At 60.1% G+C, this 13,107-nt stretch carries 11 protein-coding genes and 1 pseudogene; 10 read left to right on the top strand and 2 right to left on the bottom strand.

Annotated features, from left to right (window positions below; genetic code table 11):
• The first annotated feature begins 286 nt into the window (after positions 1 to 286).
• The 6 genes from NTD86_RS03940 to NTD86_RS03915 all read left to right on the top strand — a co-directional run bounded on the left by NTD86_RS03940 (position 287) and on the right by NTD86_RS03915 (position 8,387).
• Positions 287 to 1,846 carry a sugar ABC transporter ATP-binding protein gene (locus tag NTD86_RS03940; RefSeq protein ID WP_262200857.1) on the top strand — a complete coding sequence of 520 codons (1,560 nt, stop codon included), beginning with the start codon at positions 287 to 289 and terminating at the stop codon, positions 1,844 to 1,846.
• Positions 1,839 to 2,864: an ABC transporter permease gene (locus tag NTD86_RS03935; protein WP_410016945.1), complete on the top strand. Its 1,026-nt coding sequence runs from the start codon at positions 1,839 to 1,841 to the stop codon at positions 2,862 to 2,864. Before NTD86_RS03940 ends, NTD86_RS03935 begins: the two co-directional genes overlap by 8 nt.
• Before the next feature lie 30 nt (positions 2,865 to 2,894).
• Positions 2,895 to 3,950: a substrate-binding domain-containing protein gene (locus tag NTD86_RS03930; protein WP_262200856.1), complete on the top strand. Its 1,056-nt coding sequence runs from the start codon at positions 2,895 to 2,897 to the stop codon at positions 3,948 to 3,950.
• Between the two features lie 131 nt (positions 3,951 to 4,081).
• A complete protein-coding gene (locus NTD86_RS03925) occupies positions 4,082 to 6,466 on the top strand; it encodes a TonB-dependent receptor plug domain-containing protein (protein ID WP_262200855.1) in 2,385 nt (794 codons plus the stop codon).
• A gap of 107 nt (positions 6,467 to 6,573) precedes the next feature.
• Positions 6,574 to 7,944 carry an APC family permease gene (locus NTD86_RS03920; RefSeq protein ID WP_262200854.1) on the top strand — a complete coding sequence of 457 codons (1,371 nt, stop codon included), beginning with the start codon at positions 6,574 to 6,576 and terminating at the stop codon, positions 7,942 to 7,944.
• Positions 7,941 to 8,387: a DUF3574 domain-containing protein gene (locus NTD86_RS03915; RefSeq protein WP_262200853.1), complete on the top strand. Its 447-nt coding sequence runs from the start codon at positions 7,941 to 7,943 to the stop codon at positions 8,385 to 8,387. The genes NTD86_RS03920 and NTD86_RS03915 overlap by 4 nt, the downstream gene beginning before the upstream one ends.
• Here NTD86_RS03915 and NTD86_RS03910 read toward each other — a convergent pair whose 3' ends face one another.
• Entirely contained in the window at positions 8,388 to 8,852 is a 465-nt protein-coding gene (locus NTD86_RS03910; RefSeq protein ID WP_262200852.1) for a DUF3574 domain-containing protein, read from the bottom strand.
• A 240-nt stretch (positions 8,853 to 9,092) separates the two neighbouring features.
• Between NTD86_RS03910 and NTD86_RS03905 the strand changes: the two genes are divergently transcribed.
• From NTD86_RS03905 to argE, 4 genes are read left to right on the top strand one after another with little or no spacing between them, the layout of a single operon-like run.
• Positions 9,093 to 10,424: a flavin-containing monooxygenase gene (locus tag NTD86_RS03905; protein ID WP_262200851.1), complete on the top strand. Its 1,332-nt coding sequence runs from the start codon at positions 9,093 to 9,095 to the stop codon at positions 10,422 to 10,424.
• 25 nt (positions 10,425 to 10,449) lie between these two features.
• Positions 10,450 to 10,860, top strand: coding sequence for a RidA family protein (locus tag NTD86_RS03900; RefSeq protein WP_262200850.1), 411 nt, complete (start codon positions 10,450 to 10,452; stop codon positions 10,858 to 10,860).
• An 11-nt stretch (positions 10,861 to 10,871) separates the two neighbouring features.
• Positions 10,872 to 11,549, top strand: a complete 678-nt coding sequence (locus tag NTD86_RS03895) for a DUF1028 domain-containing protein (protein WP_262200849.1) — start codon at positions 10,872 to 10,874, stop codon at positions 11,547 to 11,549.
• Positions 11,546 to 12,691, top strand: a complete 1,146-nt coding sequence (gene argE, locus NTD86_RS03890) for an acetylornithine deacetylase (RefSeq protein WP_262200848.1) — start codon at positions 11,546 to 11,548, stop codon at positions 12,689 to 12,691. The genes NTD86_RS03895 and argE overlap by 4 nt, the downstream gene beginning before the upstream one ends.
• A gap of 91 nt (positions 12,692 to 12,782) precedes the next feature.
• On the opposite strand, the pseudogene NTD86_RS03885 reads toward argE, so the two are convergent.
• Positions 12,783 to 13,003: pseudogene (locus tag NTD86_RS03885) on the bottom strand (LysR family transcriptional regulator); the annotation flags it as partial.
• Between the last annotated feature and the right edge of the window lie 104 nt (positions 13,004 to 13,107).

Below are 13,107 nucleotides of genomic sequence, written 5' to 3'. Positions count from 1 at the left end.
GCTAGATCAAAAGCCCCACGGCCTGCTGCCGCAGGCTGCGATCTTTTGATTTGGTCGATGGCCCGTGGCGGGGTGCCCACGGAGCGGGACCGGAGCGAAGGCCGTACGCGTGAGCGACTCCCTCGTTTCATCCCCTCTGCGCCCATCAGGGCCCACACTCATATAACTAAAAGATATTTCATATTCGATACATATATTGGATTGTTCCTAGGGAAATGCTTTTAATCGCCGCCCCAACGTCTTGTGTTTGCTGATGTTTCAGCGACTTCTGTTTCGGTACTTTTTTATGAACGCGTCTACCGCTGTGGCGCCTGATCCGCTGATTCGTGTGCGCGGTTTAAGTAAATCGTTCGGGGCCAACCGTGCCCTGGATCGGGTGGACTTTCAGATTTTCCCCGCCGAAGTCGTGGCGTTGTTGGGCGCCAACGGTGCGGGCAAATCGACGCTGGTGAAGATTCTGGCCGGCAGCCAATCCCATGATGCGGGCGAGTTGTTGGTTGACGGGCAGTTGCAGCATTTCAATTCGCCGCTGTCAGCGCGTGAGGTCGGGATTGTGGCAGTGCATCAGCACGTCAATGACGCGATTGCGCCGGGTTTGAGCGTGGCGGAAAACCTGTTGCTCGATGAGCTGTGCCAGCCCGGTGCCGGGTTCTGGCTGGGGCGTAAGCGCGTGTTGCAACGTGCAGCGGTCATTGCTGCAGGGCTGGGGCTGGAGCTGCCGCTGGAGCAGCCCATTGAACATCTCGGCCAAGCGGAGCGCCAGTTGGTGGTGTTGGCGCGGGCTTTTGCCTTGCAACCTCGGTTGTTGATTCTTGATGAGCCGACCGCCGCGCTCTCGGATGCCGAAGCGCAACGCTTGTTCGCCCTGGTCGATACCTTGCGCGAGCGTGGGGTGGCGATTGTTTATATCTCCCATCGCTTGTCCGATTTGCAGCGTCTGGCGGATCGCGCTGTGGTGTTACGTGACGGCAGGCTGGCCGGTGAGTTTGGCGCCGATCAGCTCACCGAGGCGGTGTACGCCATGCTCGGTGAAGCGCCCGACACTCGCCCCTTTGAACCGCGCGCTGCGGGCCGCGAGGTGCTGAGTTTGCGTGCGGCAAAAGTCACCGCAAGCTCCGCAGAGTTTGATTTGAACCTGCACGAAGGTCAGGTGGTGGCGCTCACCGGGCTGTTGGGCGCGGGCAAAAGTGAAATTGCCGAAGTGCTGTTTGGTTTACGTCGCCCAATTGCCGGAACCCTGCGCGTGGAGGGTGTTGAGGGGCTGTTCACCTCGCCCGAACACGCAGTTCAGGCCGGGGTGTTTTACGCCGCCGAGGACCGCGCCAGCCATTCGTTGATCCCCGGGTTTTCGTTGCGTAAAACCCTGACCCTGCCCTTTTTGCATCGCTTTACTCGCTACGGGTTTATCAACACTCGCCTGGAGGCCCAAGCGGTAGAAGACGCCGTGACTGCGCTGGGGGTGAAGACCGCCGGTATCGAGTTGCCCATGGAGACGTTGTCCGGCGGCAATCAGCAGAAAGTCGTACTGGGCCGCTGGCTGCTGGGCAATGGCCGTGTGCTGATGCTCGACGAGCCGTTCCAGGGCGTTGATGTGCGCGCCCGCCGCGAGATTGGCCAGTTGCTGCGTAACAGTTGCGAAGGCCGGGCCACGTTGGTGATTTGCACTGACGTGGACGAAGCCCTGGAGATCGCCGACCGAATTCTGGTGGTGCGTGATTATGCCGTGGTCGCTGATTACGCCCGTGCCGGCCTGAGCCGCGCCACGCTGGTGGCGCAGTTGGTGGGCAGTGAAACCCCTTCCCCTTTTAACCGTACCGCAACGCCCGGGAGTAGTGCGCGTGGCTGATTTGATTTCTTCTTTGCCGGGCAATGCCCCCAAGCACAAGCGCGTGCTTGAAGCGTTGATCCGTTATGGCCTGCTGCTGGTGCTGGCCGTCGTGGTGGTGTTTTTCAGCATCGCAGAGCCTGCTTTTTTGCGGGTCAACAACCTGTTCATCATTTTGCAATCGGTGTCTATCGTCGCTTTGCTGGCCCTTGGCGTGACCTTGACCATGGCCGTCGGCGGCCTGGATTTGTCCATCGGCGCAGTGGCGGCGATGAGCCTGATGATTGCCAGCTACGTGATGGTGGTGCTGGGCTGGGGCGCTGTGCCCGCCGTGTTGATCAGCCTGGCAGGCGGAGCTTTGGTCGGTCTTTTTAACGGCTGGTTGATCGTCAAAATGCGCGTCCCGGACATTCTCGCCACGCTGGGCAGCATGTTTCTGGTGATCGGTGTGCAACTGATTCCCACCGGCGGGCGTTCGATTGCGGTCGGCATGACGCTGCCCAACGGCGAGGAAACCGAAGGCGTGTTCAGTGCGGCTTTTCTGGCGCTGGGGCGGGGCCGGTTGTGGGACACGGTGCCGATTCCGGTGCTGGTCACTGCTGTTGCGGCCTTGGCGGTGTGGTTGTTTCTGGAGCGGGCGCGGATCGGCCGGTTGTTCTATGCCATCGGCGGCAACGAACAAGCGGCGCACCTGGCCGGCGCGCCGGTGCACCGCTACAAACTGCTGGCCTACGTGCTCTCCTCCTTGCTGGCAGCCGTGGGCGGTTTGCTGCTGGCGGCGCGGCTGGGGCGCGGCGATGTCAGCTCCGGCAATGGGCTGGTGCTGGATGCACTGGGCGCTGCGCTGATTGGTTTTGCCGTGCTGGGTGCGAAGAAACCCAACGCGTTTGGCACGTTGATAGGCGCGTTACTGGTCGCCACCTTGCTCAATGGATTGACGATGCTCAACGCACCTTATTACGCCCAGGATTTCGTCAAGGGACTGGTGTTGGTGCTGGCGCTGATTTTCACCTTTGGTGTCGGACAGCGCGTGCGCTGATCTGGACGCCCTTACTTGCAAGGATCATCTATGTACACATCCATCAAAAGCGCCATTCGCCATGCTCTTGCCGGTGCGCTGCTGTCGGGCGCAGCCCTGGGCGTACAGGCGGCCGGCTTGCCGGGTGCACCCGCGCCCTTCGACAAAGGCAACGTGCAGATCGCCATGGTCGGCTATCTGTTTTCCGGGGACTTCCCCGAAGCCTACCTGCAAGGTGTGGAGAAACAGACCAAAGCCCTGGGCGCCAAGTTGCGCATTTTCGATGCCCGGCAACAGGCGGCCAGCCAGCGCGAGATGATCGAGCAGGCCATTGACCTGGGCGTGGACGGGATCATCGTGCAACTGGGCCTGGCCGAGACCCTCAAGGACTCGATCGACAAGGCCGTGGCCAAGGGCATCAAAGTAGTGACGTTTGATGTCGACGTGAATAACCCGCAAGTGACCCAAGTCGAGCAGGACCACCATGCACTGGCGCGCTTGGCGCTGGAGCAGGCCGTGAAAGACAACGGTACGAAATTCGATGCCGGGTACGTGTACATCAGCGGCTTCACCCCGATGGAGTTGCGCAACGAGATCTGGACTCAGGTCAAGGCGGCCAATCCAGGCATCGTCGAGAAAGCCCGCTTTGGCACCCTCAACCCGCCGATTGCCAACTCGGTAGCCGACCAGGCCAGCGCAGTGTTGCGCGCCAACCCGGACATCAGTGTGATTTTCGCGCCGTTTGACGAGTTCGCCAAAGGCGCAAAAATTGCCGTTGATGAAGCGGGCCTGAGCTCGAAAGTGAAAATCTACAGCGCCGATATTTCCACCGCCGACATCCAGATCATGAAAGAACCGGACAGTGCCTGGGTGGCGACTGCTGCGGTCAACCCGCAAGTGGCCGGGGCAATCAGTGTGCGCAGCCTGGCAATGCTGATTGCCGGCGAGAATCCGGGGCAAAAAGTACTGGTACCGCCAACGCTGATTACCCGTCAGCAGTTGCTGGATCTTGATGTGAAGAACGTTCGCGATCTGGCGCAGAAACTACCTGCGTTTGGGGACACATCAGGGATTGCCACCGCTGCCTGGATACCGCTGGCCAAGTAACACGCTTCGCACTTAACCAACACTTAACCAACACTCAACAACAACGACAGAGCAGTACTGCCGCGACGCTAATGCCGAAAACGCAAGTTCTCGGCAACGGGCGAGTATTAGCTGCAGTTCAGGAGTTGCATATGCATAACCGTTCGCTTTCATTAATTGCTGCAGTGATATCAACCTTTACTTTGCTGCCCGCCCACGCCGACGATGCTGCCACGGGTGCCGACAGCACCGAGCGCCTGGACACGGTGCTGGTCACCGGTACACGCGGCAAGGCCCGCACCGTGCTGGACTCGCCGGTGCCGGTGGACGTGCTGACCGCTGCCGACCTGAAGTCCGCGGGTGCCAACAGCGGCGAGTTGGGCCAGGCACTGCAGACCTTGCTGCCCTCCTTCAACTTTCCACGCCAGTCCAACTCCGGCGGTGCCGACCACGTGCGGGCGGCGCAACTGCGCGGCATGAGCCCGGACCAGGTACTGGTGTTGGTCAACGGCAAGCGCCGCCACACCTCGGCGATCGTCAACGACTCGTCGAAAATCGGCCGCGGCACTGCGCCGGTGGACTTCAACTCGATCCCGATCAGCGCCATCAAGCGCATTGAAGTGTTGCGTGACGGTGCGGGCGCCCAATACGGCTCCGACGCCATTGCCGGGGTGATCAATATCATCCTTGATGACGCACCGGAAGGCGGCGAAGTGTCCACCACCTACGGCGCTTATCACACCCGTGAAAACGCCATCGGCAAGCGCATCACCGACGGCCAGAGCAGCCAGACCTCGGCCAAGATCGGCACCCGCCTGGGTGAAGACGGCGGCTTTATCCGCGTGGGCACCGAGTACAAGGACCGCAACCCGACCAACCGTGCCGGCTATGACGGTTTCGCGGATACCCCGGGGCAACGTAACTTCGCCATGGGCGATGGCCTGGCGCGGGACGTGAACGTGTGGTTCAACTCCGAACTGCCTGTGGGCGATTACAAAGCCTACTCGTTCGGCACCTATAACGAGCGCCACACCACCGGTTCTGATTTCTATCGGGAAGCGTCTGAACACCCCGAGTTCTACCCTAACGGCTACCTGCCGCAGTCGCTGGGCGATAACAAAGACCTGTCCTTGACCGCCGGTTTCAAAGGCATGCTCGATGATGACTGGGATTTCGACAGCAGCATCACCCACGGTCGCAACCGCTTTGACGGTTCGACCCAGCGCACCTTCAACCCAAGCCTGGGTGCGGATTCGCCCACGCGTTTCAACACCGGTGACTACGAGTTCCGCCAGACCACCACCAACCTGGACTTGAGCCGCGAAGTGCGCCTGGCTGATCGCTCGTTCATCCTCGCAGTCGGCGGCGAATACCGTTACGAAAACTACCTGACCTTCGCCGGTGATCCGGCCTCGTACTTCGGTGACGGCGCGGATGGCTCCAACGGCCTGCGCCCCAGCGAAGAAGTGAACCTGGATCGCAACGTGTTCGGCACTTACGCCGAATTGTCTGGCGACCTCACCGACCGTCTGTTTGTCGACGTGGCCACACGCTTTGAGCATTACGACGACGCGGGCAGCAAACTCACCGGCAAGCTCAGCGGTCGCTATCGCCTGACCGATCAACTGGCCTTGCGCGGCGCGGTGTCCAACAACTTCCGTGCGCCGTCGCTGGCGCAGGTCGGCTTCCAGAACACCACCAGCAACTATGGTGACAACGGCGTACTGACTGACATCCGCACCTTGCCGGTCAACAGCCCTATCGCTCGCGCCCTGGGCGCCCAGAAGCTGGACCCGGAAACCTCGAAGAACTTCAGCCTCGGCCTGACCGCGCAACTCAACGACCGTTTCGATGCCTCGCTGGATGTGTTCCACATCGCCGTCAAAGACCGCATCACCTTGTCGCAGCGTATTGGCAGTGACGCGCTGGAGCAGTACATCAACGATAACTTTGGTGTGCCCGGCGTGCATGACGTGAGCTTCTTCACCAACGCCGCCGACACCAGCACCAACGGCGCCGAACTGGTGCTCAACTACCACCAGCCGCTGTTCGAAGGCGTGTGGGGCGTGACCGGTGCCTACACCTACAACCACACCAAAGTCACCAAAACCCGTGGCACGCCGTCTCAACTGAGCGGCCTGGGCATCGGCAGCGATGCGCTGGTGGGTGTCGAGGAGCGCAATACCTTGACCGATGCGGCCCCCAAGGACCGTATCGTGCTGTCGACCAACTGGGCAAGCCAGCACTGGGGCCTGATGGGTCGCCTGACGCGTCAGGGCAAAACCACCCGCGTGTTTGACTTTGGCGATTCGTGGCCCACACAAACCTACGGCGCGGTTTGGCAACTGGATGCTGAAGCGCAATACAAATTCACCCCGACCTTTGACATCGCGCTGGGTGGCACCAACCTGACCGACAAATACCCGGACCGCTCCAACTCGCAAATCAACTACGGCGGCAACCTGCCGTATGACGTGCTGTCGCCAATCGGCACCAACGGCGCCTACTACTACGCCCGCATCACTTACGGGTTTTAAATCTTCTGTGTAGTAGCGGGCTTGCCTCGCGGTCTTTTTAAACCGTCAAAAGATCGCGAGACGAGCTCGCTCCTGCAGGGGGATTCGGGCTTTTGGGAAGCACTTTTATGAGCGAAGACGTCTCTACCATTGCCGGTGTGCAACGCCATTTGCCGGTTTTCCAGGCATTGCTGGTCACGCTCGGCATGGTGATTACCACCGATATTCTGAAAACCGCGCCCACGGTTGCGCTCAACGTGGGCAGCGATTATTTCTATCTGGTGTGGGTACTCGGCGGGCTGCTGTCGATGGCCGGGGCCATGTGTTTTGCCGAAATGGCCACGGCGTTTCCCCACCCCGGCGGTGACTATCACTTTTTGCGTCTGGCTTACGGTGAGCGCGTCGGGATGTTGTTTGCCTGGTCACGCTTTTCGGTGATGCACACCGGCTGGATCGCGCTTTCAGCCTTTATGTTTGCCGATTACGTGAACGCCGTGCTGCCGCTCGGGCCGTACGGTTCCGGGCTGTTTGCCGCCGGGGTGATTCTGGCGCTGGTACTGCTGAATTTGCTCGGCCGCGAGATCGGTTTTCTCACCCAGACCGCCCTGGTGGTGTTGCTGGCATTGGGTTTTCTGAGCATTGCCGCAGCCGGTGGCTGGCTGGCCTGGCAAGACTTTGTGCCCGAGGCGCCGAGTGTTCTGGCAGTGCCGGAACAGACTGGCTTTGCAGGCTTTTCGGCGGCGATGATTTTTGTCTTTCTGGCCTTTGGTGGCTGGAGTGATGCGGCCACGTTGTCGGCTGAAGTGCGCGATGGGCGGCGCGGCATGTTCATCGCCATGCTCGGCGCGCTGAGCCTGCTGCTTGCCATCTACCTGGCGTTGAATTGGGCCTTTATCCAAGGCTTGGGTTATGACGGACTGGCCGCCAGCGAGGCACCCGGTGTCGAGTTGCTGAACCGGGCGTTTGGCGCTCCGGGCGTGGGGCTGATTCTGTTGGTGGTGGGGATTTCAGCGATTGCCAGCATCAACTCGACGTTGCTGGTCGGTGCTCGCACCACCTACGCCGCGGCGCGGCAAGTGCCGCAGTTGAACGCTTTGGCAGTGTGGGACAAGCGCCATGGTGTACCGCGTCGAGCATTACTGGCGATTGGCGCCGTGTCACTGCTGCTGGTGCTGTTCGGCAGCTTTTCGCAGAGCGGCTTCAATACCATGGTCGAGTACCTGACCCCGGTGTACTGGCTGTTTCTGAGCCTGAGCACCCTGGCGCTGTTGATCTTGCGGCATAAATATCCCGACGCGCCGCGCCCCATCAAAGTACCGTTTTACCCGGTGCTGCCTCTGCTGTTTTTCTCGTTGTGCCTATACATGCTGTATTCCAGCGTGGTGTTCGTCGGTTACGGCGCGCTACTGGGGATTGCCGTGCTGGCCTTGGGCGCCGTTCTGCTGGTGTTGCTGGGCCGCACTGGTATCAAACCCTCATCGACAGAGGAGCTGTTATGAAGAAATGGAGCATTTTCACGTTGCTGTTGGCGGTTGCCGTATTGGTTGCCTTTGGCATCGCGCGTGAACAAAAACCCTCACCGAGCGAGGCGTATGGCCGCTCGATGGTGCGCAGCGAACTGTACTTCGCAGCGGTGGACCGCGAGGCCTGGGATGCGTTTCTGTCGGAAGAAGTGACGCCCAGATTTCCGGATGGCCTGAGTTGGTACACGGTCCACGGGCAATGGCGCGGGCCGTCCGGCCAGCCGGAAAAACTGCCGTCGCGGATCATGCTGCTGATCCACGCCGACAACAGTGCCAACCGTGAAGCGCTGGCCACCATCGGCCAGTTGTTTCAGGAGCGCTTCGGTTATGCCGTATTGCAAGTGGTCAACCCAGTCCGGGCAAGCGACCCGGACTGGACAGCCAAACGGCTGGATGACAATCGGCAATTGTCTCAGTAACTAGAAGGAGACTTGAGCCGGTTGAGAGAGGCGCAGCACTGACAGATCACCGGTGATGCGCTTCCAGGCCAGGCGAATGGCCTCGATGTCCTGCTCATGCTGCGCGCTGCCTTCATGCAGAACCACAATGACCTTGGTGCGCAGGCGTTCCGGCTCGGGTGCACCATGGTCACGCCATTGGCCATAAGCATCCAGCACGCTGAAACCATCCGGGAAGCGTGGCGTCACTTCCTTGTCCAGAAACTCCGTCCAGCGCTGCTGGCTGATCACGTCATCGCCTTTGCCATTCAGCGTGCCCAATGAGAAATACAACTCTGTGCGCAGCCACTGCGCCTGGGCAGGTCGTGTCGGATCGCCGTGCAGCGATGAGCTGGCTGGGTCTTTGGTATGGACGGCAGGAGGAGGCGCACTGGCGCAGCCAGAAATCGCCAGAAAAAGGGCAGCGAAGAGAAAACGTGACGGCATGAAGCAACCTGCATCTTGGAGGATAGGGGCAATAAAGGCCGACACTATAGAGGTGCGCCTAGCCGTCAATCCAAGACTAAAAACAGCTTTTTAAATAGCTTTTTTGCATATAAAAAAACACCTCAATTTTCGTTGCCGCAGCCTCCGAGTGAGGGCCAGGTGTCTGCATCTGATATTTATGCTCACATCCCAGCTTAATAATATTTTATTTAAAACAGCCCTCCCCCTAGCCTTGAAGCCATGCACGAACTGAATCCAACTGCATTACGCAAGGACAGAGACATGACGGTAGCGACAACAAAAATAGACACCTTGGTAGTGGGGGCTGGCCAGGCTGGCGTGGCCATGAGTGAACACCTGAGCAAGCAGGGCGTCCCTCATCTGGTGCTAGAGCGCAGCCGTATCGCTGAACGCTGGCGCACCGGTCGCTGGGATTCGCTGGTTGCCAACGGCCCGGCCTGGCACGACCGCTTCCCTGGCCTGCAATTCGATGACGTTCCCGCCGATGGCTTTGCCCCTAAAGAGCGCGTCGCCGATTACTTTGAAGCCTATGCACGCAAGTTCAATGCGCCGATCCGTACCGGTGTCGACGTACTCTCGGTGGTGCGTAATGTGGGCCGCCCAGGCTTCACCGTAGAAACCAGCGAAGGCGTCATTGAAGCCAATCGCGTGGTCGCGGCCACCGGACCGTTTCAGAAACCGGTGATCCCGGCCATTGCGCCCAAGGATTCCACGCTGCATCAAATCCACTCGGCGGATTACCGCAACCCAGCTCAATTGCCCGCCGGTGCCGTACTGGTCGTAGGCGCGGGGTCTTCGGGGGTGCAGATCGCTGATGAGCTGCAACGCTCCGGGCGCCAGGTTTACCTGTCGGTGGGCGCCCACGACCGCCCTCCTCGCGCTTACCGCAACCGCGATTTTTGCTGGTGGCTGGGCGTGCTGGGCGAGTGGGATCAGGCGGCGATGAAGCCCGGCCGTGAGCACGTAACGATTGCCGTGAGCGGTGCCCGTGGTGGCAAGACCATTGATTTTCGCGAGCTGGCCCAACAAGGCATGGTGCTGGTGGGGCTGACCCAGGCGTTCAACAACGGCGTCGCCAGCTTCCAGCCCAACTTGCTGGAGAACCTCAAGCGTGGCGATGAAAATTACCTGGCCCTGCTCGACGCCGCAGACGCTTATATCGAGCGCAACGGTCTGGACTTGCCACTGGAGCCAGAAGCCCGACGCGTATTCCCGGACGCCGACTGCGTGAAAAACCCGCTACTGGAACTGGATCTGGCCAAGGCCGGTATCACCTCGATTATCTGGGCCACCGGTTTTGTCGCGGACTACAGCTGGCTGAAAGTCGATGCCTTTGACGCCGCTGGCAAGCCGCAGCATCAGCGCGGTGTGTCGAGCGAATCAGGTATCTACTTCCTCGGTTTGCCGTGGCAGTCACGCCGTGGCTCGTCGTTTATCTGGGGCGTTTGGCACGATGCCAAATACGTGGCCGACCACATCGCCATCCAGCGCCAGTACCTTGAGTACCGCGAAGCCGCACCCGTTGTTCACCCCTCCCCTGTCAGTGCCTGATCGCTTTTTTTCTGGAGTTCTCACGATGCCTACTCACACTCGCATCCGCATGTTCAACACCAAGCAAACCTACCCGAACCAAAGCCTGGACAACGACCTGTGCCAGGCCGTACGCGCCGGTAATACCGTGTATGTACGCGGCCAGGTGGGCACCGATTTCGACGGCAATCTGATCGGCCTCGGCGACCCGCGCGCCCAGGCAGAGCAAGCCATGCGCAACGTCAAGCAATTGCTCGAAGAAGCCGGCAGCGACCTGAGCCATATCGTCAAGACCACCACTTACCTGATCGACCCGCGCTACCGCGAGCCGGTGTACCAGGAAGTCGGCAAATGGCTCAAGGGCGTTTTCCCGATTTCCACCGGGCTGGTGGTGTCGGCACTGGGCCAGCCACAGTGGTTGATGGAAATTGACGTAATCGCGGTTATCCCAGAGTAAGGAGGCTACCCATGACCTTTTCAATCGTCGCCCGTTGCGCGGAAACCGGCCAACTGGGGATCGCCATCAGCTCGTCGAGCATTGCCGTGGGCGCCCGCTGCCCATGGCTGCGCCCCGGCGTGGGTGCGGTGTCGACCCAGAACATCACACTGCCGGCACTGGGCCCGGATGTGCTTGACCTGCTGGAGCAAGGTCTTGCGCCCAGCGAGGCCATCGACAAGGCGTTGACCCGCAATGGCTACAGCCAATACCGGCAACTGACGGCGATTGATCACCTGGGCCGCACTGTGCATTTCAGCGGCAGTGAAACCCTGGGCACTCACAATGCCCTGTCGGGTGAACAGTGCGTGGCGGCGGGCAACATGCTCGCCGATCGCGCAGTGATCGCCGCGATGGTCGAGGCGTTCGAGCAAGGTGAAGGGCAATTGGCCGACCGCCTGCTGGCCGCGATGCATGCTGCCATTGCCGCCGGTGGCGAAGCCGGGCCGGTGCATTCCGCAGCGATGGTGGTGGTGGGCGAATTGACCTGGCCGATCATCAACCTGCGGGTGGATTGGGCCGATGAAAACCCTATTGGGGAGTTGCAACAACTGTGGGATGCCTATCGTCCGCAGGTTCAGGATTACATCGACCGCGCCTTGGCGCCCGACCGTTCGCCGGGCTATGGCGTGGCTGGAGACGATCGATGAGCAACAGCCGCGATCTGCTGCAAACGCTGGTGGGGTTTGATACCACCAGCCGGGAGTCCAACCTGCGATTGATCGATTTTGTACGCGATTATTTGGCAGGCCATGGCGTGGACTGCGAATTGGTCTACAACGAAGAACGCACCAAGGCCAATCTGTTTGCCAGCATTGGCCCCGGCGAGCGCCCGGGCATTGTGCTGTCGGGGCATACCGACGTGGTGCCGGTGGATGGGCAGCCGTGGACGGTCCCGCCGTTCGAGTTGACCGAACGTGACGGAAAACTGTTTGGCCGAGGCACGGCGGACATGAAGGGCTATATCGCTTGTGTGCTGGCCCTGGTGCCGACATTGGTACAGACGCCATTACGCCTGCCGGTGCACATTGCCCTGTCTTATGACGAAGAAGTCGGCTGCCTGGGCGTACGCTCGTTGCTCAGCGTGCTGGAGCAGCGCCCGGTGAAGCCGATGCTGTGCATTATCGGTGAACCGACGGAGCTCCAGCCGGTGCTTGGTCATAAAGGCAAATTGGCCATGCGCTGCGATGTGCACGGCGAAGCCTGCCACTCGGCCTATGCGCCCTATGGCGTGAATGCCATCGAACATGCTGCCGACTTGATTGGAGAGCTGGGGCGAATCGGCCACCAGTTGAAAGAGCGACAAGACCCGCGTTTTGATCCGCCGTTCAGTACCGTGCAAACCGGAGTGATCTCTGGGGGCAAGGCGCTGAATATCGTGCCAGCCGATTGCCGGTTCGACTTTGAAATTCGCGCCTTGCCGTCACAGGACCCGGGTGAAGTGGCCGAAGCGCTACAAGCCTACGCCATGCAGCAAGTACTGCCACGCATGAAGGCCGTCAGTGCACAAAGTGCGATTCGCTTCACCGAACTGTCAGCCTATCCAGGGCTGGTCACCGATGAGCGCAGCCAGGCCGCCGAGTTGATTGCAGCGTTCTCGGGGTCTCGGGAATTCGGCACGGTGGCGTTTGGTACCGAAGGTGGGTTGTTCGATGCCGTGGGCATCCCCACGGTGGTCTGCGGCCCGGGCAGTATGGACCAGGGGCATAAACCGGATGAGTTTGTGAGCGTGGCGCAACTGGCCGGGTGTGATGCGATGCTGCTGCGGATGCTGGATTCTATCCGCGATTAAGTTTCGTCCTTGTAGGAGCGAGCTTGCCTCGTGATCTTTTTAAAGACCAAAAGATCGCGAGGCAAGCTCGCTCCTACAGGTCCAAGCAGGGTTAGCTAAGGACTCTGGCCAGTTCTTCACGGCAATAATCGACAAACAATTGCACCGGTTTGGTCAAGGTATGCACACCAATTTCTGCCCGTCATAGGTGTATTCGCTAAACGGCTTAGTGACCAGAATCGAAAAACCAAACCCCCGGCCCACCATCTCGATCGACGGCGAACTGAAGACAATGTTCGGCGTCAGCCCACGCTCTTCAAAAATGCTCACAAAGATGCTGCTGCGGATGCTGGATTCTATCCGCGCTTAAGTTTCATCCTTGTAGGAGCGAGCTTGTCTCGCGATCTTTTTAAAGATCAAAAGATCGCGAGGCAAGC

Origin of the sequence: Pseudomonas sp. 7P_10.2_Bac1 (genome assembly GCF_025465935.1) — a bacterium.
Lineage (GTDB): Bacteria > Pseudomonadota > Gammaproteobacteria > Pseudomonadales > Pseudomonadaceae > Aquipseudomonas.
The sequence above is the reverse complement of the archived record's forward strand: the minus strand, read 5'-3'. Positions and strand labels throughout refer to the sequence as shown.